23 protein-coding genes and 1 tRNA gene are annotated in these 22,632 nt (G+C 63.1%); 13 read left to right on the top strand and 11 right to left on the bottom strand.

The features are described from left to right. Window positions 1–7: 7 nt before the first annotated feature. The gene (locus MU551_RS15385; RefSeq protein WP_247046196.1) at window positions 8–5,056 is read right to left on the bottom strand and encodes an ATP-dependent helicase; all 5,049 of its coding nucleotides are present in this window, start codon (window positions 5,054–5,056) and stop codon (window positions 8–10) included. Window positions 5,057–5,158: 102 nt separating this feature from the next. Beyond that, window positions 5,159–6,652 (bottom strand): FAD-dependent oxidoreductase, encoded by a 1,494-nt coding sequence (locus MU551_RS15380; RefSeq protein WP_247046099.1) that lies wholly within the window; start codon window positions 6,650–6,652, stop codon window positions 5,159–5,161. 121 nt (window positions 6,653–6,773) lie between these two features. Here MU551_RS15380 and MU551_RS15375 point away from each other — a divergent pair, with 121 nt between their 5' ends. Then, the gene (locus MU551_RS15375; protein ID WP_247046097.1) at window positions 6,774–7,241 is read left to right on the top strand and encodes a DUF4383 domain-containing protein; all 468 of its coding nucleotides are present in this window, start codon (window positions 6,774–6,776) and stop codon (window positions 7,239–7,241) included. An 11-nt stretch (window positions 7,242–7,252) separates the two neighbouring features. Here MU551_RS15375 and MU551_RS15370 read toward each other — a convergent pair whose 3' ends face one another. The 4 genes from MU551_RS15370 to MU551_RS15355 form a co-directional block, all read right to left on the bottom strand. Next, a complete protein-coding gene (locus tag MU551_RS15370) occupies window positions 7,253–7,882 on the bottom strand; it encodes a DUF4232 domain-containing protein (RefSeq protein WP_247046095.1) in 630 nt (209 codons plus the stop codon). A gap of 99 nt (window positions 7,883–7,981) precedes the next feature. Further along, entirely contained in the window at window positions 7,982–8,740 is a 759-nt protein-coding gene (locus MU551_RS15365) for a YcnI family protein (protein WP_247046093.1), read from the bottom strand. A gap of 117 nt (window positions 8,741–8,857) precedes the next feature. After that, complete coding sequence (locus MU551_RS15360; RefSeq protein WP_247046092.1) at window positions 8,858–9,511, bottom strand: hypothetical protein; 654 nt, start codon at window positions 9,509–9,511, stop codon at window positions 8,858–8,860. 116 nt (window positions 9,512–9,627) lie between these two features. Continuing rightward, window positions 9,628–10,194: an SRPBCC family protein gene (locus tag MU551_RS15355; RefSeq protein ID WP_247046090.1), complete on the bottom strand. Its 567-nt coding sequence runs from the start codon at window positions 10,192–10,194 to the stop codon at window positions 9,628–9,630. A gap of 61 nt (window positions 10,195–10,255) precedes the next feature. Here MU551_RS15355 and MU551_RS15350 point away from each other — a divergent pair, with 61 nt between their 5' ends. Both MU551_RS15350 and MU551_RS15345 read left to right on the top strand, forming a co-directional pair. After that, window positions 10,256–10,606, top strand: coding sequence for a hypothetical protein (locus tag MU551_RS15350; protein WP_247046088.1), 351 nt, complete (start codon window positions 10,256–10,258; stop codon window positions 10,604–10,606). A 9-nt stretch (window positions 10,607–10,615) separates the two neighbouring features. Then, window positions 10,616–10,756, top strand: coding sequence for a hypothetical protein (locus MU551_RS15345; RefSeq protein WP_247046085.1), 141 nt, complete (start codon window positions 10,616–10,618; stop codon window positions 10,754–10,756). 22 nt (window positions 10,757–10,778) lie between these two features. Here MU551_RS15345 and MU551_RS23355 read toward each other — a convergent pair whose 3' ends face one another. Continuing rightward, entirely contained in the window at window positions 10,779–10,910 is a 132-nt protein-coding gene (locus MU551_RS23355; RefSeq protein WP_281507219.1) for a hypothetical protein, read from the bottom strand. A 266-nt stretch (window positions 10,911–11,176) separates the two neighbouring features. Between MU551_RS23355 and MU551_RS15340 the strand changes: the two genes are divergently transcribed. Next, window positions 11,177–11,662, top strand: coding sequence for an NUDIX hydrolase (locus MU551_RS15340; protein ID WP_247046084.1), 486 nt, complete (start codon window positions 11,177–11,179; stop codon window positions 11,660–11,662). A 61-nt stretch (window positions 11,663–11,723) separates the two neighbouring features. After that, on the top strand, window positions 11,724–12,800 hold the full coding sequence (locus MU551_RS15335; RefSeq protein ID WP_247046081.1) for a hypothetical protein: 1,077 nt from the start codon (window positions 11,724–11,726) through the stop codon (window positions 12,798–12,800). Between the two features lie 33 nt (window positions 12,801–12,833). Here MU551_RS15335 and MU551_RS15330 read toward each other — a convergent pair whose 3' ends face one another. Continuing rightward, window positions 12,834–13,376, bottom strand: coding sequence for a VOC family protein (locus MU551_RS15330; RefSeq protein ID WP_247046079.1), 543 nt, complete (start codon window positions 13,374–13,376; stop codon window positions 12,834–12,836). Window positions 13,377–13,438: 62 nt separating this feature from the next. Here MU551_RS15330 and MU551_RS15325 point away from each other — a divergent pair, with 62 nt between their 5' ends. Both MU551_RS15325 and MU551_RS15320 read left to right on the top strand, forming a co-directional pair. Continuing rightward, window positions 13,439–14,245: a helix-turn-helix domain-containing protein gene (locus MU551_RS15325; RefSeq protein WP_247046077.1), complete on the top strand. Its 807-nt coding sequence runs from the start codon at window positions 13,439–13,441 to the stop codon at window positions 14,243–14,245. 102 nt (window positions 14,246–14,347) lie between these two features. Then, entirely contained in the window at window positions 14,348–14,758 is a 411-nt protein-coding gene (locus tag MU551_RS15320; protein WP_247046075.1) for a hypothetical protein, read from the top strand. 57 nt (window positions 14,759–14,815) lie between these two features. Here MU551_RS15320 and MU551_RS15315 read toward each other — a convergent pair whose 3' ends face one another. Next, the gene (locus MU551_RS15315; protein ID WP_308198313.1) at window positions 14,816–15,280 is read right to left on the bottom strand and encodes a hypothetical protein; all 465 of its coding nucleotides are present in this window, start codon (window positions 15,278–15,280) and stop codon (window positions 14,816–14,818) included. A 489-nt stretch (window positions 15,281–15,769) separates the two neighbouring features. On the opposite strand from MU551_RS15315, the gene MU551_RS15310 reads away from it, so the two are divergent. From MU551_RS15310 to MU551_RS15290, 5 genes are all read left to right on the top strand, one after another. Beyond that, window positions 15,770–18,142 carry a fibronectin type III domain-containing protein gene (locus tag MU551_RS15310; protein ID WP_247046073.1) on the top strand — a complete coding sequence of 791 codons (2,373 nt, stop codon included), beginning with the start codon at window positions 15,770–15,772 and terminating at the stop codon, window positions 18,140–18,142. Further along, window positions 18,121–18,318, top strand: a complete 198-nt coding sequence (locus MU551_RS15305; protein WP_372489870.1) for a TOBE domain-containing protein — start codon at window positions 18,121–18,123, stop codon at window positions 18,316–18,318. Before MU551_RS15310 ends, MU551_RS15305 begins: the two co-directional genes overlap by 22 nt. 90 nt (window positions 18,319–18,408) lie before the next feature. Beyond that, the gene (locus tag MU551_RS15300) at window positions 18,409–19,089 is read left to right on the top strand and encodes a hypothetical protein (protein WP_247046071.1); all 681 of its coding nucleotides are present in this window, start codon (window positions 18,409–18,411) and stop codon (window positions 19,087–19,089) included. A gap of 402 nt (window positions 19,090–19,491) precedes the next feature. Then, window positions 19,492–19,755: a helicase associated domain-containing protein gene (locus MU551_RS15295; protein WP_247046069.1), complete on the top strand. Its 264-nt coding sequence runs from the start codon at window positions 19,492–19,494 to the stop codon at window positions 19,753–19,755. Window positions 19,756–19,759: 4 nt separating this feature from the next. Beyond that, window positions 19,760–20,257, top strand: a complete 498-nt coding sequence (locus MU551_RS15290; RefSeq protein ID WP_247046067.1) for a GNAT family N-acetyltransferase — start codon at window positions 19,760–19,762, stop codon at window positions 20,255–20,257. 54 nt (window positions 20,258–20,311) lie between these two features. Here MU551_RS15290 and MU551_RS15285 read toward each other — a convergent pair whose 3' ends face one another. After that, window positions 20,312–21,205 (bottom strand): exonuclease/endonuclease/phosphatase family protein, encoded by an 894-nt coding sequence (locus MU551_RS15285; protein ID WP_247046065.1) that lies wholly within the window; start codon window positions 21,203–21,205, stop codon window positions 20,312–20,314. Window positions 21,206–21,793: 588 nt separating this feature from the next. Here MU551_RS15285 and MU551_RS15280 point away from each other — a divergent pair. Further along, a complete protein-coding gene (locus MU551_RS15280; RefSeq protein WP_247046064.1) occupies window positions 21,794–22,267 on the top strand; it encodes a hypothetical protein in 474 nt (157 codons plus the stop codon). 256 nt (window positions 22,268–22,523) lie between these two features. On the opposite strand, the gene MU551_RS15275 is transcribed toward MU551_RS15280, so the two are convergent. After that, window positions 22,524–22,613 (bottom strand) — tRNA-Ser (locus MU551_RS15275). Between the last annotated feature and the right edge of the window lie 19 nt (window positions 22,614–22,632).

The following is a 22,632-nucleotide window of genomic DNA, read 5'->3' as shown; positions in this document are numbered from 1 at the left end:
CCACACCTTAGGCACGGATTCTCAGTCCCTTAGGCGTGGTGTAGGCGCCGGCCTGGGTCAGTGCAACGGCGGCCGCGGTCTCAGGAATGTCGTGGCCGTTGACCTTCTCCATCACGAGCTTGTCCACCGCTCCGCGTCGTACCACTCCTACCAACGCTGCTGCGGCAGAGGCCAGGATCGTGGTGTCCTCGCTGAAGGCGAGCAGGGTCTTGCCACCGCGTTCCACGTAAAACACCAGGGCGCCGTCGACCATCACCACCAGGGCTCCAGCCTTCCTCCCGGGACGGTGGCCGCTGCCGGCGTCAACGCTAAGTACCGGCCACGGCAGAGCAGCGCCATACGGATTTGCAGGATCGGTGGCCGCAAGGGCCAAGGCAACGGGCTCCCCTTTGGCCAGCTGGCTGTCCTCGCTGAAGGAACGGAGCCGGTCAACTGTGGCCGGCACGGCGAACTGCGCAGCCCCAAGGTGCTCGATGAAGTAGCCGCGACGGCAACGTCCCGCCTCCTCAAGCCTCGCCAGGACTTTGTACATCAGTCCGAAGCCGCCCAGGATGTTCTCGGCCATCACCGACCCGCGGGTGACTACCCCGTACCTGTCCAGCAGGAGCTCTGCGGTGGCCCGAGCATGAATGGTGGGGTCCAGTTCCGGTGCCGGCAGCGCCGACCAACGCCCGGCGGCCAACGGGGGAGTGGGTGCTGTGCCGCCGAGCGACCCGTACCGGCCGCCCGCCAGCCCCGGAGATCCAAGCAACCCGGATCCGTGGGAGCGGCCCAGACGGCTCATCCTAGGAGCACGAGCACGGGGCGCGCGGGCTACCTGCCTGTGGGCGGTGTGTCCACCGGCAATCAAGGCGCGCACCGGAGCGAACGTATCGCCGGTGACGCGGCCCGCCCACGCCAGATCCCACAGTGCTGTGACTACATCGGAATCGCTCAGAACGGCATCCATCCCGCCTGCAATGTCCGTCAACTGGCGGAAGAAATAGCCTCCACCATTGTTCTGGAGATGCTCGAGCAGACGGAGCTGGGCGTCGCCGGGCTGGTAGTCAGGGTTCGGATTCAGTGTCAGTTCCGCCGAATCTGCGAGATGCAGGCTCACCCAGCCGTCGTTGCCGGGCAGCGCCCCGGCTCCGGACCAGAGGACCTCGCCTGCAGCCATGAGCTCGTCAAGCATGGCCGGCTGGTAATCGGCCACTCGGCCGGCAAGAACCAGTGGCTCCCAGGCCGAGGCGGGAACGGGCACACCGGACAGCTGATCAACGGCGGTGATGATGCCGTCAAGGCCGCGCAGCACAGACTGGCCGCGGCGGCCGCCCGGCGTCAGCACATTCTGCCAGGCAGGAAGGAACCTGCCATAGGCTGTCCCGTCAACGGGCTCCACTTCCGCGCGGAGGGCAGCCAAAGACCTGCGGCGGAGCTTGCGGAGGACCTCGGCGTCGCACCACTCACTCGTGCCGGCCAGCGCAGCGGGCATAGAAGGAGGCGAGGTAGATGGAGCCGAGGAAGCCGACAAAGGCGAGGGCTCTTCTGAGAAAGCTTCCTCTGGAGGAACCGCCGGCGTCTCCTCAGGTGCAACATGGGGACGGAACTCCCCTTCGACCACCCTTCCATCTGCCGCCAGACGCTTCAGTGCAGAACTGACGACGGCGACGCCAAGTCCCAGCCGATTGGCCGCTTCGGCAGAGGTGAACGGCCCATGGGTTCTGGCGTAGCGGGACACCAGATCGCCCAGGGGATCGGCGACGGGTTCGATGAACGCAAGAGGGACGCCCATGGGGAGCGGTACGCCGAGAGCATCCCGCAACCGGGCCGCGTCCTCCACGGCGGAAAAGCGTTCCACTCCTCCGATGTTGACCTTAAGTGCCCGGTTGGCCCGTTGCAGGGCAGCCAGGTGCACGGAGGCGTCGGCCGGAGTGGCGTGCGCTCCTTCTGCAGTCCCGGCTGCCTCGAGGCGGACGGATACTTCTTCAGGTGTCAGCGGGCCGAGCAGCCGAAGCAGGTCGGCCACACCCTCCATGCCCCGGACCCGCCGATCTGGGGCAAGGCGCTGGAGTTCCCGCTCGGTTGCCTCGATAACCTTGGCGTCAAGGAGTTCCCGAAGTTCCACCCTGCCCAGGAGCTCATTGAGCAGAGTGGAGTCCAGGGCGAGCGCGGCAGCGCGACGTTCGGCGAGGGGCGAATCACCCTCATACAGAAACTGGGCGACGTAGCCAAAAAGCAGGGACTTGGCGAACGGTGACGGCTGCTGCGTGGTGGTCTCGACGATCCTGAGTTCACGGCGCTCGACCGACGCTGCGATGTCCTTGAGCGCCGGGAGGTCGTAGACGTCCTGGAGGCACTCGCGCACGGTCTCCAGCACGATCGGGAACGACGGATATTTCCTGGCGACGTCCAGAAGCTGGGCCGATCTCTGCCGTTGCTGCCAGAGCGGCTGCCTTTTGCCGGGATTCTGCCGGGGAAGCAGCAGCGCGCGGGCTGAGCATTCCCTGAACCGGGAGGCAAAGAGGGCGCTGCCGCCTACTTCGGCCGTCACGATCTGTTCCAGTTCCTCAGGATCAAACAGGAAGAGTTCGGCCCCGGGGGGTTCGTCTTCCATCATGGGAACCCGGAGCACGATCCCGTCGTCGGCCGCCATGGCGGAGCCATCCAGCCCGTAGCGCTGCTGGAGCCGCTGCCCGACGGCCAGCGCCCAGGGTGCGTGGACGGGCATGCCGAAAGGGCTGTGCAAGATGACGCGCCAGTCGCCCAGTTCGTCGTGGAACCGCTCCACCACCAGGGTGGTGTCGCTGGGTACCACTTCTGTGGCCTGCCGCTGCTCCGCGAGGTACTGCAGGAGATTGTTGGCAGCGAAGTCGTCCAGCCCGCTGGCTTTGCACCGCTCGGTGGCAGGCCCGACGTCGGACGCGGAGAGTTCGCGGACAAAGGCGCCCAATGCGCGGCCCAGGTCAACCGGCCGGCCAAGGGAGTCGCCTTTCCAGAAGGGAAGCTTGCCGGGCTGGCCGAAGGCAGGCGAAACCAGGACACGGTCGTGGGTGATGTCCTCGATTTTCCAGCTGGTGGCACCGAGCGCGAAGATATCGCCGACGCGGGACTCGTAGACCATTTCCTCGTCGAGTTCACCCACGCGGCGGCCGCCCTTCGCGGCCGAGCCCGCTGGCGCCGGGCTCCCTGGGCCGGAAGAGGCAGAAGAACCGGACGAGCCAGTCCCCTCCACTTCAGTGCCGATGATGTAGACGCCAAACAGCCCCCGGTCCGGAATGGTCCCGCCTGAGGTTACGGCCAAACGTTGGGCCCCGGGCCGCCCCTCGATGGTGCCGGCGTTCCGGTCCCAGATGATGCGAGGACGAAGTTCAGCGAACTCATCGGAGGGATACCGGCCAGCCAGCAGATCAAGGGTGGCCTCAAAAGCTGAGCGGGGCAGGCTGGAGAAGGGAGCGGAGCGACGGACGGTCGAAAACCATTCCTCGACGTCGATGCTGCCCAAGGCAGTGGCGGCAACAGTCTGTTGGGCCAGGATATCCAAGGGGTTGGCCGGCACACTGAGGCGTTCAATCTTTCCCCCAAGCATCCGCTCCACGGTGATGGCCGTGTGGACAAGATCGGCGCGATGTTTGGGGAACAGGACGCCCTGCGAAATTTCACCCACCTGGTGCCCGGCGCGGCCCACACGCTGCAGACCGCTTGCGACGGATGGCGGAGATTCCACCTGAACCACCAGGTCAACGGCGCCCATGTCAATGCCCAGTTCCAGGGATGACGTGGCCACCACGCACCGGAGGCGGCCGGATTTGAGGTCGTCTTCGATGAGGGCGCGCTGGTCCTTGGAAACGGAACCGTGGTGGGCCCTGGCCAGGACAGGGTGGGCGCCGGACGTACTGCCCGCCTGGGCCATCATATGTGCGGGAGTGGCTGTGGAAGTAGGCGTTGAAGAAGGTCCGGCCGCCCCCGCCTGGCCCGTGGGCGCGGCCGTCTGGCCCGCTGACGAGGCCGGGGCGTCGAAGACTGTGGGTGCGCCCTCCCATCCTCCGCCCGCCGCTACGAGTTGGCGCTCAGCATGGATCTCGTTCAACCGGGCGGTGAGCCGTTCGGCCAGCCGCCGGGAGTTGGCGAAGACGATGGTGGACTGGTTGGCCAGCACAAGGTCCACGATTTTTTCTTCAACGTGCGGCCAGATGGAGGCCTGCGGCTGGAGGCCGGAAGCAGGGCCGGAGTCAAAGGCTCCTGCGGCCCCGGGCAGATCTGACATGTCCTCCACAGGAACGGAAACGGTCAGGTCCCAGTTCTTTTTTGACGGAGGTGCCACGATCTCGCACGGCGCAGAGCCTGCAAGAAACTGCGCCACGAGCTCCCTGGGCTCCACCGTTGCGGACAGACCGATCCGCTGGGCGGGCTTGGGCAGAAGAGCATCAAGGCGCTCCAGGGAGACAGCAAGGTGGGCGCCGCGTTTGGTTCCGGCCACCGCGTGGACTTCGTCCACGATGATGGTGTCCACTTCCGCAAGGGTTTCCCGCGCCCGGGACGTGAGCATGAGGAAGAGCGATTCCGGCGTGGTGATCAGGATGTCCGGCGGATGGCTCAGCAGCGCGCGCCGGTCCGCCGTCGTCGTATCCCCCGAGCGGACGCCCACGGTGATCAGCGGGGCAGGCAGTCCCAGCCTTTTTGCTGTCTGGGTGATGCCGATCAGCGGAGCGCGGAGATTGCGTTCGACGTCGACGCCAAGCGCCTTGAGCGGGGAAATGTACAGCACCCGTGTTTTCCGCTTGGGGGCCCTGTTCCTTCGCCCTTTGCCCCCGGAGCCCTTTCCTCCAGGCCCGACGGCAACAGGGGCAGCCGCATCAGACTCGTCCGGGGAGGTAGCAGCAAGGAGCCGGTCAGCAGCCAGCAGCCGGTCCAGGGCCCAAAGAAATGCGGCGAGAGTCTTCCCGGAGCCAGTGGGAGCCACCACCAGGGCGTGGGAACCTGAAGAAATGGCGTTCCAGGCCCCCTCCTGGGCAGGGGTGGGCGTGGAAAATGCACCCAGGAACCACTCGCGGGTGGACTGGCTGAACTGTTCCATGGTTCCGCCCCGCCTGTTCCCATGGATCTCCCGGATCTCCTGCCCCTCTTCCTGACCCTCCATTTCTCCATCATGCCTTAAGGCACTGACAGAAATGCCCGGTCAATCAAGCTTGGCCAGAGGATGGGTGGCGGGCCCTTCCAGCACCTCGCCGTCATTGGTAAAGCGGGAGCCGTGCAAGGGGCAGTCCCAGGATTTTTCGGCGTCGTTCCAGCGCACGATTCCGCCGAGGTGGGTGCACACCGCGGAAAGCTTGCAGGTATTGCCGTTCACCATGGAGGTGGCGACCGGCTTGCGGCCTTGGCGGGAGACCACGCCCATTCCTTCGGCAGGTGCCGGGCCGGTTTCGTCGAGCCGCCTCAGCCCGACTTTGCTCCAGTCCTTGAAAACGGTCGCAGCGACGTCGGCGTTAAGGGAGGCGGCTGATGCTGCACCGGGGGGAGAAGCGACCCTGTGGTGGATTGTGTCTGCCCAAGGGATCTGGCCGCCAAGGATATCCGCCGATATTCCCAAGGCCGCCGCAACAGCATTCGTCATTCCCCATTTGTTGTAGCCGGTGCCAAGGAAAATTCTTCCGCCGCCACGGGGCATCTTGCCGAAGAAGGGCATGAGGCTCACCGGCTGATAGTCCTGGGCGGACCACGTATGAGTTGTTTCCGCTCCCGGGTAGTGTCCCTGCGCCCACTCAACGAGTCCGTCCAGATGCGCCTTGGCGGACTGCATGCGGCCTCCCGGATGGCCGTTTCCGCCGACGAGGAGGAGCCGCTCCCCGTCGAGCGGGAAATCGCGCAGGGAACGCGTTGGCTGCTCGACCGATATGTACATGCCATTTGGCGGTGTCATGGAACCGGGCAGCCGGAGCGCCGCTGCATACGAGCGCCCTGGCTTGAGCTTGGCGAAGTAGAGCCCCCTGTCCAGCACGGGCGTACCCGTTGCCAGGACCAGTTCCTCGGCCCGGATCTTCCCGCGGGTGGTTTCAATGTCGAGTGGCCCCGTGCCCTGGGCGCCCGTCAGTCGGACGCCGGAAACAATTTTCCCCCCGTGGCTCCGGACGTCGGCGATCAGAGTGTCCAACACTTCCATGGGGTGAATCTGCGCCTGGTTCGCCAACGCAACCGCGCCCCTGACGGGATAGGGAAGGCCGGGATCCTTGGTGTAATCCACTTCCAGACCGGCAGCAAGAGCAACCGTGAACTCCTCGCGCAGCTTCTCCACCCCGTCAAGGGTTGCCGCGTACGTGTATGCGTCCCTGGTCTGATAGGCGACGTTGTTGGAGTCCAGATAGCGCAGGAGCCAGGCCTGGCCTTCGCGGTTGGCTTCGACGTAGGCATTGACCAGCTTTTGCGAGTATTGGCCCCGAAGCTTGGAGAGCACAGTGCTTTGCAGGAGGGTTACTTTCGCCGTCGTGTTCCCGGTGGTGACTGCACCCGGGGTGCGTGCCTCCAGGACGACAACGTTTTTCCCCGACCGGGCCAAAAGGAGCGCAGTGACGAGGCCCGTCAGCCCCGCGCCTGCAATCGCCGTGTCGTAGGAGGTTCCCGGCATGAACTCGTCGCTTGTGAAAGTGTCCGGCCGGTCCAGCCACAGTGAAGTCATCGGGTCACGCCTGCCTTTCGGCTCGTGCCCCGATTTCCTTCAGCGGGGCGTCGGAAGATTTCATAAGTATACTTACCATGTACCTGTGAAGGAACAGCCGCCAAGGAGCAGGAGCGCAACCATGAACGCAGTCCACGTTTCCGGTCGGAGCACAGGCAAGCGGACTGCTCTTCAGAAATCCGCTCTGGCGGCTGGCTTCGCATTTGTCCTTGTGGGAGTGTTCGGATTCGTTCCGGGAATCACCAGCGGCACAGATGGAATGGCGTTGTGGGGGCATCAGTCCGGCGCAATGCTCTTCAGCGTCTTTCACGTTTCCGTGCTGCACAATCTGCTGCACCTGGCCACAGGACTGGCGGGTCTGTTCATGGCGCGGCTGGCGATGCAGGCCCGTACCTTCCTCATCGGCGCGGGCGTGGCTTATTTGGCTTTGTGGATTTTCGGGCTGTGCATTCCCCATGACTCCCCGCTTAACGTGGTCCCGCTTAACACCGCAGATAATTGGCTGCACGTTGCATTCGGCCTCGGCATGATCGCCTTGGGTGTTGCGTTCGCCCGGGACGCCGTGAGCCCGCCGAAAACGGCACCGTAAATGAACGGGCCTTACTGGGCCCGCAAGGCCCCCACACTCAGCAACGTGACGGCGGCATTGCCGCACGCATCTGTGGGCTGCGGGATAAAAAGGGAGGCCTTGTCTTCGGGAGGATAAATCCGGTAGCCGGCCGCCGGCGTCAGTGTGCAGTCCTGGAAGTTTCCTGCCTGGGTATAGCGCAAAGGCGCCGTTCCCGCCGCGCCCGGCGCCAGCACGACGTCGGCTGCGGGCGTGGACTCGTCCCTTGTGGCCGGCGCCCCGATGGGCTCGCCATTCGCGTCAGCCGTCAGCGAGACCCCGGGAAATCCCCGAAGCATGCAAGGGGTTGAGCCTGAATTGGTGAGCACCAGTTGCATATTGATGCTGCCGGCTGCCCCTCCGCCTGATGAGTCAGTGCTGGCCGTGAGGTTCGAGGCCTGGCACAGCGGCGTTCCCCCCGCCGTGGGCGTCGACGGCGCCGGGGGGCTGCTGCTGGGAGCGGACGTTTCGTTGGGAGCAGCCGACGAGGAACTGCTGGAGGGGGAAGCTGCCGGGGTGGTTTGCTGCGATTGCGGTTGGCCGGGACCGCACGCCGTCAGAAGGAGAGCGGCCCCCGCCGCCGTCACGATTGCGGACACAATGCTGATTCTCTGAGACCTCATGGCTACACCTTTACGGTGGAGGCCGTGTGAGTCAACGATGCCACGGCGACGGCGGGGGATTGACGCCCGGATTGTAATTCCGGGCATCGGATTGATGCTCTAGCGTGAAGGATCTGCAGACTGGAGCGAATCCTTCTTGGTCACCCTGCTGCGCGTAAATGCTATGCCGCCCAGCACGAGTCCTCCCGCGCCGGCTGCGAGACCGGCCCAGCTTCTGGCTTCCGCACCCTGATCCGCGGCACCGGTTTCGGTTGCGACGGTGGCGGCACTGGCATTCTGCTCGCCGCCATGGGCTCCACTTGCTTGCGGGGAGCCTTCCGAGATCGTTACTGAGGGAGCGGGCGCCTCAAGTGAATGGGCATCCTGGCCGTCCTTGGGGATTTCGGCCCAATCGGTCTGGCCCACCTGGCAGTTTTGAAGTGTCGGAAAGTAGAGGGTGGCGCCGGGGGTGTCAGGCAGTTTCACCGACAGCACCAAGGCGTCCCGGAGTTTCGGGTCCAGCGGGGCCTTGGCGGTGTAAACGATCTTGCTGGTGCGTTTGGTGATGGTGGCCCCGTCGGCCAGCTTCTTCGGTGACGCCAGCTGCTCCTCAACCCTTTCAACGGTCCAGCTTGGATTCACGGTGGGCTGCGCGTCATTAAGTTCCTCCGGCAGGGTGATGGTCACCTTGGTGGTTCCTGAGGTGTCGCAGCCGTGAGGAACGCCAAATGTGAGGAGGGCGTAGGAGTTGGCAGTGGTCTTATCCGGGCTGATGCTCACGTGGGCAGAGGCCCCCGCGGCTCCCGCCATCATCAGGGCAGCTGTTCCGGCAATGGCGCCGCTCGCTGAAATGGCGCGGCGAAAGATGGACTTGTTCATGGAAATGCCTTTCGGGGTGCGCTCTCCCCTCCGGGGGGCGCACTGAAGTGAGGGTGGAGACCCGTCACATGACCGCGGCGATCGAAAGGACGCGGGCGTCGGCAGTGCGGGGCTGAGTCAGGAAAGTACGACGACGGCGGGTGGTCCCCGTCGGCAGTCTTGCCTGAGGTTTCGCCAGGGAAGGGGAGTGAAATCCTTACGGGGCCTGACAGCGGCGGGTACCGTTGCGCCGTCGAGCCTCACCGGAGACGGTAGCTGAATGAGAGGGCGGAGCCACGCTGCCAGGAACCAAAGTGCCGCCTCGCCCCTGGCGAGCAATCCGGCACAGAGGAGGGTGGCCACAACATGGCCCGTTAGCATGAGGGCCGCCAGCGGGGAATCAACCTGGTGTGCATGCCCGGCAGCCGCCTCGGCGACCTGCGCAAATGGCAGCCCTCGGTCGGCAACGACGTCCGCCTGACCAGCCAGGTGGTGACCTGCCCCAGCGACCGCAGCTGTCTCTGGTACGGGAATGCTGAGTGCGGTGAAGACCTCATGGAGGGCCAATTGCCCGGCACCCAAGACCGCAGTCATTGCTGGAAGCCTGAGTTGCCTTCTGGTGGCGAGCGTTGAAAACAGACTCGTCATGGCCAGGATAGCCGCCATGATTCCGGCTCCGGGAAGCGAACCGCCGCCCAGGATGTGGGCAAGGGCGGCGAGCAAAACCACGGTGGCAGCGACGGCGGTGGAGCGAAGCAAGTGGAAGGGAATCCGGGCGGACACGGGTGCCACGGAGACCTCCTCACGGCTCATCACTGGCTGGACACGTGATTCCGATTCTAGCGGGATGGTTAGTGGTCCGGTATTTCGCGACGAGCCCGCCGTCGTTCGTTAAATCGTCATCCGCTTCACCGTAAGCGCTTGAAGCGGAAAGTTGCTGCCGGGGGAGGAGCAACGTCATCCAGTGTCCCGGCCAGGGCGTGGCGGCGGCGTCGCAATTCCAAGGTCAGGCTTTCCTCGCCCCGCGCCATAGCCCAGCGATGGTTAGCGCTGAACACTGGTTTCAGCAGCCCGCCGAGCCGGCGAAGCAGCGGCTTTCCCGCGCTGACCTGCCAGCGATAGGTGACCACAGTTTCCGGGCCGTCCTGGGTGAAGGACCATTGTCCGGTTCCTGTCAGGTCACCGGAGGCGCTGAGGGCAAAACCTTCCCGGGTTACAGGTCCTTGGGGAGTCATCGTCCAGCGGAGGGTATAGGGGAGCCAGCCCTTGGTATGCAGGTGATAACTCCCCGAGTTTCCTTTCCCGGGGTCTCCTTCCGCAGGATCGCCTCGATCTGAAGGCACGGGTACGACGCTGAGGTAGACGGAGGGCCACCAAACAGGCAAGGAGGCTGCATCAGTCAGGATCGCCGTGACTTCGTCCACCGTTCCGGGGACACGCCACACGGTGAAAAAATCGTAGTCATTGCTACCCATTGCAGTCATTCCTTTCATTAGACTGCACGCATAAGCCGCTACCTAGCTCTAGGAGAAAATCATGGACTATCTCGGGACCGGCAATGAAAAGGCCCTTCCGGCCGCGGAGTTGAACCGCACTCATATTGGCCAGACAGTCAGCTTCCAGCCGGACGAGTTCACAGTGGTTTTCGGCCGGATCGGAGCGATCGCCCGCAAGGAAGGCGGGGTGACCATTGCTTTGGAGGGGGTCGACGGCGTCGGGGGACTGCCCTCCCACTACAGCCTGCCGCCCTCGCAAAATGTGTACCTGCAGCCGGACATGCTGACGAATACTGAATCCACCATCAAGGACCTGTTCGGCAAGGTCCAGGAAAACCTGCGCGGCCATAAAGGAGACCAGAGGCCCGACTCGGAGCCTCCGAACGTATAAAGTGTTGCGGTGAAACTAATTGGCGTGATCCGTTCCAAAGAAACCAGCACCGTCGAGGTGGAGGCTGACTCCATTCACGAAGGTCGGGAAGAGCTCGAGGCCAAAGTGCCTGAGGGCTACGAACTGCTCCTGATCAAGACCGAAAACTGAGCTTTCCGGTCGCGTGCTCGTATCAACCGTTGTCTGAATACGACAATCCGGGTTCGGGGCCGTCCTCAGCCTCTACCCACTCGGTGAAGTCCTTGAGCGACATGCACCAGTAGTAATCGCAGTAACGTAGCTTTTCTTTCTCGGCTTTGCTCATTTCCGCACTCCCCCCGGAGTAGCACCAGGTGCGAAAGTGGCTCTCTCACTAATCCTGGTGGAAGCCAGCGGTGCTGGCTTCCACTACCAGTGAACTGCGGAGCGGTAGGTGCCACACGAGTAACACGTACTCGACTTTGACGTCCCCTCAGCGCAGGTCGGGACCCCGGTACTTGCTTCTCTATACACCAACTACGCGCTGCCCGTCCCGGCCGTGTGGCGTACGCGCTGAGACGTCCGTGAGCCACTCCCTTGAAAGGATCTTTGATGCGCGCTTCTCCCGTCACTGACCGCAACGGCAACCAACTGTTGGCCCTGGATTTTATCGACGAGAGCGCGGTGGACATAGTCCACTCAGAGCCGGTGCTTCCCCTGTCGCTGGTCGTCGTGACGTACCAGGGAAAGGTCCTGATGATCTTCAACAGGTGGCGGCAGGAATGGGAGTTGCCCGGCGGAATGATTGAGGCCGGCGAGACGCCCCGACAGGCAGCCTTCCGGGAATTGCTTGAAGAGACAGGTGTGACTGTTGAAAGCCTCTCCTTCGAAGCCCGGGCACTCTTCTCACTCAAAAACCCCGACCGGCTGGAGTACGCGGCAGTTTACTCCGCGCAACTCGATGCCCTCCCCGAGCTCAGGATAAACGAGGAGGCTTCAGCCTTCCTCTGGTGGTCGCCGGACGCCGCCGGGGAGCGGAACCCGGGTGAGAACATGAGTGCCCTGGATGCTGCCATCGCGGTTCGCGTCGCCGGTTAACCGGTACTCCCGTCGAGGTTCGCGATGCTCTTCCAGCACCTGTCGGTGCGAGGATGACCTGATGGGGTCAAAAACTGATGTACTGCTGAGCGGACCACGTGGGCGTCGTCTGTGTCTCGAACTGGCGATGCTGCTGGACCCAGGGGTAAGGGAGCAGGCGTTGGGGCTGGCGTACCACCTCGATGCTGGAACAGGGACCTCAAGAGTCATGCTGACCGCCGTCTCCTCTGGTGAGGCCTCAGCTCAAAACGAGGCCCAACATGCCGTTCCATCACCAGAGCAGTTGGCGGCAAGGCTAGGCTCCCTGGCCTTCTCTGATCTAAGCGGTGACCGGATACAGGCTGCCCTTGAGCGGTCCGTCGATAGTGCAAGGTATTGGCAGGAACCCGACGGCGAGGATGTGCTCGGGCTGCTCCCGGCCATCACCGCTGCTCTCGTCCCCGTCGCCGAACAGCTCCTGACAGCACCCGGCAGCGAGTGGTGGTGGCAAGCGCGTCGGGAGGAGCAGTGGGCCATTGATTGGCGGTCGCCAAACGATCCAACGCCCTTACCGCATGATCCCCAACTGACCCTCCAAAATTGGGTGCGCAATGTACGTGCGGAGGACGAACAGGCTTCCCTGGAACGTCCCCGGGACCCTCGGGCGAACTGGTCCGGATCATGGTGGTCCATTCCGCACGGTCTGGTTCAAACGGTCGGACAAGTCCCGGCCGCGCTGAGTCTTGTGGAGGACTCCCTGGGATGGGAAGAGGCAACGGTGATTCCCGTCAGGGGAACGGGCCGCACTCTTGAAATCCGCGACGCGGCTGACTGGATGTTGCTGTGCCGGAAATTCCCGCTTGAGGTCACGGCATCCCGGCGACATGACTGGTATCGCGTGACGGGTCGCGATGGGCGATGGGTTATCCCGGATTGGGAACAGGTTGCGGGAGAGTGGGACGCTGTCCACCTCACAGTCCTGGGTTACCTCAACGGCGCAATGCGCCTGCTTCAAGTCGACGACGAAAATGCAACCGTTATGGCCGGATGGGATCCCGACAGCACCCTCTGGCTCACCGACGTCGCGCGCGAATCAGAGGGTGGCCGCCAGGCATGGCACCGCTCCTCCCAGGGCGAGCCTTGGATCCAGGTGGCCTAATCAGCTGTGAGGCCATGGGCCATGCGATGCCGTTTAGCTGGAGCTCTGCCCGGCCGCCCACTCCTGGACGCGTTGTTTGCTTTCCTCTGGCGAGAGGTCAACCACCCGGGTCATGACCGACCAGCGGACGCCAAAAGGGTCCACGATGGAGGCGAACCTGTCACCACTGACGAAAGTCATGGCCGGCTCGCGCACGGTGGCATGAGCGGCCTCCGCTGCGGCAAGCGTCCTGTCTGTGTTGGGCACATACACTGCCAGTGAAAACGAGTGCCCGGCGTCGCCAACGGGGGCTACCAGCCCGTACTCCTCAAGTGGATCACTCAGGGTCAGGAGTCCTGATCCGAAATCCAGGACGGCATGGGCAATCAAATCGCTGCCGGGAAAACGGGTCACGTCGAGAATCCTGGCGCCAAATACGTCACGATAGAATTCCATCGCCTTGGCAGCCGGCTCCACCGCCAGGTGGGGAGTGATCGATGTGCTTCCGTGGGGGATACCGTTCGTTGTGTGCCTCCCGCTAACTGCCTCAGTCTGTTCGGTAGCTTGCAGGACCTGCTCTGATTGTGTTTTTTCCATACCCCAATGCTGAATGCCGGGCGGTCACGCCGTCTTGTAGTTTTGCGACAAAAGGAGCACTCGTGCCAGTTTCCAAGGGTCACCTGAATCCCGGGGCCACGGACGTCACCTTTGACCGGTTTGAGCTGGGGCCGGGTCTGGCTGAGCTGGTGCGGCATGTTTGGGTGGTCCGCTGGGAGATTCCCGACGGCGAGGTCCGGTCCCAGCGCGTCCTGACCTATCCGGCACTTAACGCGGTGATCGATACCCGAAGTGCCAGGCTGTTCGGCCCGGAGTCCCGTGTCCAGGTACAGGAACTCAGGGGTACGTCCTGGGCAGTCGGAGTGCTGTTCCGTCCCGCCGCCGGCCGGCTGCTGGCTGCTGCGGAACCTGCGAATCTGCCCGCGACCGGCGAGCACCTTGGCAGTGCTCCCCATCAGGCGCTCGCAGACGTTATGAACGGAACTCTTTCAGTGCCCGCGGCGCGCCTTGCACTGGTGGGGATTCTGCGGTCGTGGCTCTTCCCGTTCGTGTCGGAGCTCGACGAGAGGGCCGCAATGGTGAACGTCGTGTGCCAATTGGCCGAAGACGATGACAGCATCCTGCGGTCCTCGGATCTCGCGGAACGGGTCAACGTCCCGCTCCGTTCACTGGAGAGATTGGTCTACGCCCACATCGGGGTAACGCCCAAGTGGCTGATCGACTGCCGCCGTCTCCAGCATGCAGCCACACTCCTTTTCGCGGAATCGAGCACACAACTTGCTGATTTGGCATTCTCTCTTGGCTACACGGACTACCCGCACTTCTCGCGGAGCTACAAGAAAGTGATCGGGGAAACGCCACGTGAAACCCGCGAGCGGGGTGAGGAGCAGCGCCGCTCAACTCAATAGTCCTGGCCGCGAAAATTCCCTGCCTGTCCCCACAAGCACCGCTGGAAAGACTAGGGTCTACGTAGCGGCAGGCTTAAACAGCGTGAATCGGCAGGGGTCAACGTGGAGCAGGAAAAGGCTAACCGGATTTCGTTCCATGAACTGGACCAGAACGGGAATCCCCTGGACGCGGAAACAGCCACCTCGGCCATGGATTCGGCCGGACGGGAAGGGAGGGAATCCACACGGTTTTCCACCAATCCCTTTGTCATCATCCTCTGGGTGCTTGTAGGCATCATGATAAGTGGCGGTGTTTGGGTTCATATGGACATGATGTCGCCTGGAGGGGGCGTAATGGGACCTGTTGGCGTCTCTGGATCTGAGAACGAAACGCTGATACAGGTACTGAGGAACTTCACCCCCTTCGCCGTATTGGCCGGTCTACAGGGGATCATCGGCCTGCTTTTCTGGCACGCCGTGCAGTGGCAGCGGAAACGGCAGAGTGACAAACAAAGTGCAGCTGGGCTGAGATAACGTTTCGGCGGGGCTACGGAGCGGTGCTGCCTGACCGATGGGGCAAGACGCCGGTCGTCAGTCCTTCTGCCCCAGCTCAAGGAGATTGATGTCGACGTTGCCGGTGCCAGGCTTCGGGGAGCCCCGCCGCTTGCGGAGCTGAGTCGCCCGGTACTCATCCCGCGCAAGGAAATAGGCATAAGGAGTGAAGAACCCTGAGATGCCAATGGGCCACAACACGCCCCATTCAGGTCCTTGTCCCTGCCACAAGGGGAGCAGGAACATCCAACACATGGCAATGAAAGTGGCTCCTGAGACGACCATCAGGATCCCCATACCCCACCATGTGCTGACCTGGGCCTGGCCTCGGCCGGGGCTGAAGCCGATCTCATCTCCGGGGTAGCTGTGCAGCTCACCGGTGCTGGTCGTGCGGAGAACACGCTTCTCGCCTGCTGCCACCGCCCTCTTGTGTTCCGCGTACACGGCATCGTTGTGCCGCTCGCGCTCACGGTCGTAGACCATAATCTGTCCGTTCTGGTGCACGTGTCGCGGCTGACCCGGGAAGGGGTAGGCGCTGTGACGGAAATTCCCGCAGGTGATCTTCAGAGCCCAAGATTAGCCGACTTACGTAGATGTCTGGCTGCGGTGGCGGTGGGATTTAGCACGCATCCTAGCGGTGCGCGGCACGAACATATAGAGCCAGGCCTTATTCATTGAGGACTATCAGTTCCCGCTGAACCTGCAGCTGATTGCAGTAATGCTGCGCAGGCGGCTAGACGCACACAAGACCGACTGAGTATGAGCGAACAGTACTCAGTGGGCCATCTTGCGAAACGCCCCGGCATAACTCGCAGCCAGGTCTTTCGGGAACTTCAATCCTTTCCACATGGAAGAAGGGCGCCGTCCTGACGGCGGACGTTCTGGCACCTCCCACATACGTGACAGCTTTGTTGACTTTAAATGACAGACACGGTAAGCATGTTGAAATCTAATGTCATGACAGGCGATCACTGATTCCATGGGGGGCTTCAGATGCGCAGTCAATACCTTGGCAGGACCTTGCTGGCAACCGTCGTCGTGGTCTCACTCCTTGTCCCCGGCGCCCTGGTGGGCTCGCAGCCCGCCAACGCGGCCGAGGAGGTGCAGCCTTCGCCTGCTGGATGCGCCGACATGACCGTGCCGGAGGAGAACCACGCTTCCATTCGCCTGCGGGTCGACGAGCCAGCGAGCGAGGCGCAGGTCCCGGTCGACGAGCACGGGAAGATCGCGATCGGCGGCATCCTGCACAAGCAAGCAGCCATGGTTGACGTCTCGGACGAGAAGGTGACGTCGTCCGACTTCACGCTCGGTCCACCGCCGGAGGACGTGGCAGCGTGGGCGGCATCGTGGTCTACGAGTCTGCGCCCTCCCCACCTCGGGGCGAACGAGGTGTGCGCCCGTGCCGAGCGCGAACCCAAGCGATCCGCGAGGATTCTGCGCTCTTTCACGGTGGTCGATCTGATCCCACCAAGCGACGTTCCCGGCTTGGCCATCGGCAGCATCGGTGCGACTACTGCGACTGTGACGTGGGGCGAGGCCACGGACAATTATGGCCTTGCAGGGTACGAGGTCACGGTCGACGGTGGTGCCGCGCAGCGGACCACCGTCGGCACCCGCTCCTACAAGATCACCGGGCTTGCGCCGTCTACGTCCCACACAGTGTCCGTGGTGGCAATCGACCTTGCAGGCAACACCTCGAAGACACCCGCCACGGCGTCCTTCACGACGGACGCGGCACCGCCGCCACCAGAAGGCGACCTGGCCTTGGCCTTCGACGCGGAGCAGGGTGCCGCCACCGTCACATGGCATCCCGATCTTCCCGCGGACGTCACATACCGTGTCTTCCTCGACGATGAGGAGTACGACGAGTTCCCGCTGGCGGAGAACTGCCTGGACGACACCGGGAAGCCGGCGAAACCGTGCACCCCGCAGGACGCCATCAACTATCTGATCGAGCCCCTGGAGGGGAGCACCCAGTACGAGTTCCGCGTCGACGCGTTGCACGCCGACGGCACGGTGGCGCGGAGCCTGTCCGGCTCGTTCACCACCACGAAAGGCGAAGACGTGGTGTCACCCGCGACCACGCAGCTGACGGCCAGCGAGAGCTCGCGATGCGCCGGAATGGGCGGGGACTTCTACGTCGCGGCGGACGCACGCGCCGGTGTGCCGGTACCCGCGGGGAGTACGCAGGTGTTCGAGGGCTGCTACACCGTCGCTAACAGCAGCTGCATTGACGCGTTCCTGCCTCCGTCCGGGGAACAGATCCTCGACTGTGTGGACAACCTCACCGACTTGCTCTTGGCCGTGGCGCCTCCCGGCCGGGGACCGGTGATCTCGTCATTCAATGACGTTGTCGCCGGTGCGCCGGCACCCGGGCAGAAGATCCAGATCGAACCGATCACGTGGTGTCAGGATGACTCCTGCGTGGTGCTGTTTGCGCCTTCACCGGCAACGGCTAAGGTCCTGGAGGTTGCGGGCAAGACTACCGCCCGGACCGCTTTCCTCGTCGTCAGCCCCGCGGGAATCGGCATAGGGATCGCGCTGGGTGCACTTCTCGTACTTCTCTGGCCCGGGGATTTGGGCATTTATGGCCTCCTCGAATACCCGATCAACATCGACACGGACTTCGACGCCTTCGACAACTGGGGCGCGGACGAGGGCGAGTGGTACAACAGCCTGAAGATGTACGCCGAGGTGGTCAAGACCACCGACCAGATAGCCGGCAAGCACAACATACCCTTTGCATGGGCCGCGACCGATGACGCGCCACTCAAGCGGGCCATCGACGGAGCCTGCTCCGCCCAGCAGGGCACGCTCCCCGCTGTCGCCGGATGCAGCGCCGACTTCGCCGTGTACGTCCCCGGCGCCGCAAACTACAAATTCAACCCCATGCCACAGACCGGAAACCACATCGTGACCGCCATGGGCGGCAACAACTCGGGCTGGCCGCAGCCCACACAGCGGGCGCAGTGGTTCGCCCCGGAGTACAGCAAGAAAGGCCAGGCCGCGACAAACAAAGGCTACGACCGCAAGTGGTACGACCGACCAAGAAAACACCCTCAGTGGCAGCCGAACGCCTGCACCGGCAGGATCAAGGCCGTGACAGTCTGCGATGAGTTCCCGTTCTGGTCCACGAATCAGGCGGTGGATCTCTCGGGCATTGTCGCCTCCGTGGAGCCAGTACCCAAGGCCGAGGGATCATACCAAGGCACTGACCTGGCGCAGTTCTACGACCAGTGCTCCGTGGATGACACGGACCAGTTCATCGTGTTGCCGGTGAAGCCGTGGGTCGACGCGGGCGGGCCCAGCTTCGGGTTCCGGGTCACTTCGGGCGCGGCCAGCCTATGCCTGGTGCCCGACCCGTAGTCCGGAGACCCATGAGGCGGCGATGGTCTAGAGGCTGTCGGCGGGTCCGGGCGGGGGAACGGGGCCAGCTCAGTGCCGACGTCACGCCCGAAGCGACCGCTGAGCTCGGCCTGGCCCCCGGAATGAAGGCGTTCTTTGTCATTAAGGCCGGCGCGGTGTCCATCTATCCCGGCTGAATCATCCCGCAGGACGAGTCCGGACGCCGCTGGTCTGGCTAGGCTAGTCAGCGTTGGCTGAACGGGGCCGGCCGAATTGGGGGAGCGCTAATGAAAATGCTTGGCAGGAAAATCACGACGGCGGCTGCCTTGCTTGCGCTGGCGGCGGGAGTGTCGGGATGCAGCCTTTTTCCTTCTCCACCGCCGCCGTTGCCGCCCAGCCCCACATCGCTGGTGGACGCAAACTGCCCCTTCCTGGACAAGGAGGACATCGTACCGGTGCGGATTCCCCGGGGAACTCCCAAGGAAGCCATCGGCGGTGTCCTCAACACATACAGCGCCTGGTTGAACGCCGGCTCTGAGACCCTGACTTCGTGGGCATCCGGCGGATCCGTACCGGAAAAATGCGTGGAGCAGCTTGCGGCCCGGAATGCCGAGGCGTATGCCGCCACGGTTTTCACCTCGCACTCTGACGTTGCGTGGCAGCAGTATTTCGGGGCGGTGGAGGCCATGAATGCCCGGAACCTGCGGAGCGTTGCGAAGGCCGAACCCGGCCAGGGCGGCCGCGGAACCTTCGAGCTGCTCCAGGAGATTGACTCCAGTGCCACGGACAATGGAACGTTCCTGAAGTTCGACGCCGTCTATAGGCCTCGTCCGGCCACCGGGACCGCAGACGGAGGTTCCTGGGAGGGCTGGGAAACCCCCACCCGCTGGTATGTGGAGCTGGTGCCGGCAGGCGATTTCCTGGTGATCAATTACATCGAGCAGACCCCTTTGCCCACCCAGCCATGAATTTCTGTCCACCTGCGGTGTTTCCGCTTACCTCGACCGGGATGACAAGGGTCGGGATGTGTTCACGTACGTTGAGGGCTCCACCGACGGCTGATCAGGTCAGATCAGCGGTAGCGCCATCTGAGCGCGTCGGGAAGCAGGACTCCGCCGTGGTTGGGGCTGTGGCCGCCTTCGCCTAGGACGAGGCGGAAGTCATACCCGGCTTCGGCTCGCCTGGGTCCGGAAGAACACCAGTTATCCCTCTCCGGATGCAGAGGACAAACAAGAACGAAACCTTGCGGAATGGCTGATAAGGCGCCGTAGGCATGCCCGCGAGCGGACGTTGCAGCCGGCCTTTCAGGACAGGCTCAGTGTCCTGCCTGATTGGCAGGGTTTGTCTCGGGTCGCAAGCGATGAAGCGAGATGGCAGGAACGCTTTACAGCCCTGATCGAGTACCGGGGATCCGGGCAGGACTGGCCACGGCACAAGGCCAACATCGGGGAGTGGAGCATGAGCTCGGTGTGTGGCTGCACACCCAGCGTTACAAAACCCGCCGCGGAGAACTGGATCCGGCAAAAGCGGCTGCTCTGGATGAGCGGCTGCCAGGCTGGACGTCAGGGCGGACCCGGGGCAGAAAGCCCCAGGGCATTCCCGTGGCTGATCCGGGTCGGCCGGGGCTAGATTGATCCTGTGAAGCAGGACCTTCAAATAGAGCGGGTCTGGCCGACGTCGGATGGAGGCGCGGTACTTTCACCGTTTGAGGCCTCCGAAGACTTCACCCAGGAATGCTGGCAGGCCAGCGAAGTCATCGCAGCGTCACCGGCCGACTGTTTCTTCAGTTTCCTACTGGAAGGGCACGAAGTCGTCCGGATGCTGATCGAAGATCCTGCTGGTTCTCTGGACGGCTATGATGTGGCAGCTGACCCGGAAGATGTGGTCCTCATAGATTTTATGGAGGTGGCCGCCGGCTATCGCCGCCAGGGCTACGGGTCCCGGGCAGTTGAACTATTGAAGAACCGGTTCCCGGGACGAACGATTGTTGCCATCCCGGGTGGTGATGAAGGCTTCTGGACGTCCCTGGGATGGCAACGGTACGAACACATCCAGGGCGGGGAAAAGCCAGCGTTGTTTGTTAGCCCGAGGGTGACGCGAGTTGGATCCATAACCGGCGAGACACTGCCTCTGTGAGCAGAACGGTCAGTCCAGCGCTCCAGCCTCTGAACTGACCGTCCGCTCTTCGGGTTATTTGATGGTGGCCTTCGCTTCAAGGATCGCGTGTCCGCCGGCTACCGGAGTCACCTCAAAGGTCCCCCCTGACTTCAACGGGGTGTGCTTAGCGTCGAAGAACACATAGTCGATCTTCCGACCGTCACCCTCAGGCCCAACCGCCGTGTCCGCACCCGCGCGAGCAGCCTTTCCGGTCTTGAGCTGATGCGCTTCCACGAACCTTCCCTCCCCGTCAGGGAACTTGTACATATTCGTCATCGCGGGTGTGGTCGGGCCCGTGTTGAAGTCACCCCCGACGACGACGGAAAAGTCGTTATTGATCCACTTTTTGGTGATCTTCTTGATTTTTTGCGTCTGCTCGGTGCGTGCTGTATCCGAATCAACCTGCAGGTGCGTCGCGCAGGCGATTACCTTTTTGCCGGCCTTCCGAAAGTCCACACAAGCCATCCCGAAGATCTTGACCTTTTCCTCGTTGACTGCGGCGCCGTAGAAATCAATGTCCTTGGTGTCGCCTTTGCCGGGGTGAACGGCGACAAGGCCCTTCCAGGTCTTGTGCTCTGTGCCGTCCGCTGACTTCGTGCCCTTCTCCGACTCCGGGCATGTAGCCGCACCAGTAGCGCCAGGAGTCAATGTCTGCCGGTGGAAAGAGAAGGTCCAGTTGGGGTTGTCCTTCTTGGCTTTTTCGTACGAGGCCTCGCAGACCTCTTCCGCGAGCACTGCATCGTTGTCGCCCGCACGCTTCAGGACATCGGTCCAGCGCTGGTCAACCTGATCCGTGTTGTGCTGAACGACCTGCAGTTCCGTTTCTGCGGCGAGCGCCGGCAGCGCCGTGACGGTCGCTCCGGCACAGAGCACCGCTGTCAGGCCGGCCGCCAAGAGAGCACGCAGGGCCTTAGATTGATAACTCATCGTTGTCGATCCCTTTCGTTGAATGTTTCGGGGACGACGAAATTCCCCCATGAGAGGCGATAGACGCCCCCACTGAAGATACATCCAACGAATGGAATTATCACGCCTCCGGCAGTACTGTCGGTTGATTCAATTTCGGCGCGTCGATTGAGCCCACGGGAAGAAGGGATGTTTTCCTTCGAGTGCCATGCACGCCGCACGCAGTTCTTCGGGGGACAGATCCACGTAAGTCTGCTCTAGCGCCGCGAGAACAGCTGGAAGAAGCGGAACTTCAGCGTCGTCCAAGCGTCCTGGGTACGCATCGTGGCCTCTGGCCACAGCACGTCCGCTATCTCTTACGCTCGTTCGGTTTCATGGTCGGTTACTTCTTGGCGGGGAGAATCGAGTACCGGGTACTCGTGCGCTTCAACCCGCAGTGACTTGTACTGGTATTTGTACTAGAGCGCTGCCCGCGTGCCGCTGCGAACATCAAGTGATCAAGTGGATGGGGGAATCGAATATGAAGCAGTATCACCCATCTCAGAGCGCTTGCTGTGGCCCTATGCATCGGGGTGAAGTGGGAAGACAACTTGAAGGAGAACGGTCAGTATGACCCCTCGCGAAGCGCAAGCCCCCGGCTTCCGGGTCGGGAAGCCCGTCCCCGAGCCGACGCCGTACGAAACTGGAGGGCGGTTGAAGCCGCGGCCATGGCCTGTTGGCCCGAGTGAGAGCTACGGGAAAGTGGACTTTGATGACAGCGAGGGAAAGGCCGTCCTCACCGTCTACGTCCAGCGCGAGCCCGATGAAGGTTACGTCCTGCACGTCGAGCACCTAGCCGCGCCGCTGCGGGTGGATGGTACGCTCCTTCGCCTGAGCCCGGCGCCTCACGTTGATAGGGACGCCGCGGACTTCCGCCGGATCACTGCTGCCCGGACGGCTGCCGCGAAGGCCCAGGCCGAACTCGACGCCGCCGTCAGCGCCGCCCGTGCGAACGGAGACTCCTGGGAGGCTATCGGTGCGGCCCTCGGCATGTCCGCTCGAACTGCGCGGGAGCGGTTCGGAAACACGCCGGGACGGCAGTGAGGCCGGCTGTCGACAGGGACGGTCTACTCACACCGTCTCAATGACCAGGGCCTCAAAGCCGAGAGCACGTCGGCCGGGCCCTTGTCTACGTACTTGATCAAACAGTTGCGCACTCCGTCTTGGTGACGGTGAAGTCCAGACTCTTGGTGCTTCCCTCGAATGTGTACGCTTACCGCTGCGTTACCGCTGGGCGTTTCTAGACAAAAGAAAAGGCCCCGGTTCCCTTTGTTTACAAGGGAACCGGGGCCTTTTCAGTTGGCGGTGACGGTGGGATTTGAACCCACGTTGGCTTTGACACCAAACAACATTTCGAGTGTTGCACCTTCGGCCGCTCGGACACGTCACCAACCCATACAGGTTACCGG

This window comes from Arthrobacter rhizosphaerae, from assembly GCF_023062595.1.
Classification (GTDB): domain Bacteria; phylum Actinomycetota; class Actinomycetes; order Actinomycetales; family Micrococcaceae; genus Arthrobacter; species Arthrobacter rhizosphaerae.
This window is presented reverse-complemented; position numbering and strand designations above follow the sequence as displayed.

What these genes read in the sequence shown, in the direction of transcription:
- MU551_RS15385 (WP_247046196.1), bottom strand. Translation starts at nt 5,056, where the DNA reads ATGGAACAGTTCAGCCAGTCCACCCGCGAGTGGTTCCTGGGTGCATTT.
- MU551_RS15380 (WP_247046099.1), bottom strand. Translation starts at nt 6,652, where the DNA reads ATGACTTCACTGTGGCTGGACCGGCCGGACACTTTCACAAGCGACGAG.
- MU551_RS15375 (WP_247046097.1), top strand. Translation starts at nt 6,774, where the DNA reads ATGAACGCAGTCCACGTTTCCGGTCGGAGCACAGGCAAGCGGACTGCT.
- MU551_RS15370 (WP_247046095.1), bottom strand. Translation starts at nt 7,882, where the DNA reads ATGAGGTCTCAGAGAATCAGCATTGTGTCCGCAATCGTGACGGCGGCG.
- MU551_RS15365 (WP_247046093.1), bottom strand. Translation starts at nt 8,740, where the DNA reads ATGAACAAGTCCATCTTTCGCCGCGCCATTTCAGCGAGCGGCGCCATT.
- MU551_RS15355 (WP_247046090.1), bottom strand. Translation starts at nt 10,194, where the DNA reads ATGGGTAGCAATGACTACGATTTTTTCACCGTGTGGCGTGTCCCCGGA.
- MU551_RS15350 (WP_247046088.1), top strand. Translation starts at nt 10,256, where the DNA reads ATGGACTATCTCGGGACCGGCAATGAAAAGGCCCTTCCGGCCGCGGAG.
- MU551_RS23355 (WP_281507219.1), bottom strand. Translation starts at nt 10,910, where the DNA reads ATGAGCAAAGCCGAGAAAGAAAAGCTACGTTACTGCGATTACTACTGG.
- MU551_RS15340 (WP_247046084.1), top strand. Translation starts at nt 11,177, where the DNA reads ATGCGCGCTTCTCCCGTCACTGACCGCAACGGCAACCAACTGTTGGCC.
- MU551_RS15335 (WP_247046081.1), top strand. Translation starts at nt 11,724, where the DNA reads ATGGGGTCAAAAACTGATGTACTGCTGAGCGGACCACGTGGGCGTCGT.
- MU551_RS15330 (WP_247046079.1), bottom strand. Translation starts at nt 13,376, where the DNA reads ATGGAAAAAACACAATCAGAGCAGGTCCTGCAAGCTACCGAACAGACT.
- MU551_RS15310 (WP_247046073.1), top strand. Translation starts at nt 15,770, where the DNA reads ATGCGCAGTCAATACCTTGGCAGGACCTTGCTGGCAACCGTCGTCGTG.
- MU551_RS15305 (WP_372489870.1), top strand. Translation starts at nt 18,121, where the DNA reads ATGCCTGGTGCCCGACCCGTAGTCCGGAGACCCATGAGGCGGCGATGG.
- MU551_RS15300 (WP_247046071.1), top strand. Translation starts at nt 18,409, where the DNA reads ATGAAAATGCTTGGCAGGAAAATCACGACGGCGGCTGCCTTGCTTGCG.
- MU551_RS15295 (WP_247046069.1), top strand. Translation starts at nt 19,492, where the DNA reads ATGGCAGGAACGCTTTACAGCCCTGATCGAGTACCGGGGATCCGGGCA.
- MU551_RS15285 (WP_247046065.1), bottom strand. Translation starts at nt 21,205, where the DNA reads ATGAGTTATCAATCTAAGGCCCTGCGTGCTCTCTTGGCGGCCGGCCTG.
- MU551_RS15280 (WP_247046064.1), top strand. Translation starts at nt 21,794, where the DNA reads ATGACCCCTCGCGAAGCGCAAGCCCCCGGCTTCCGGGTCGGGAAGCCC.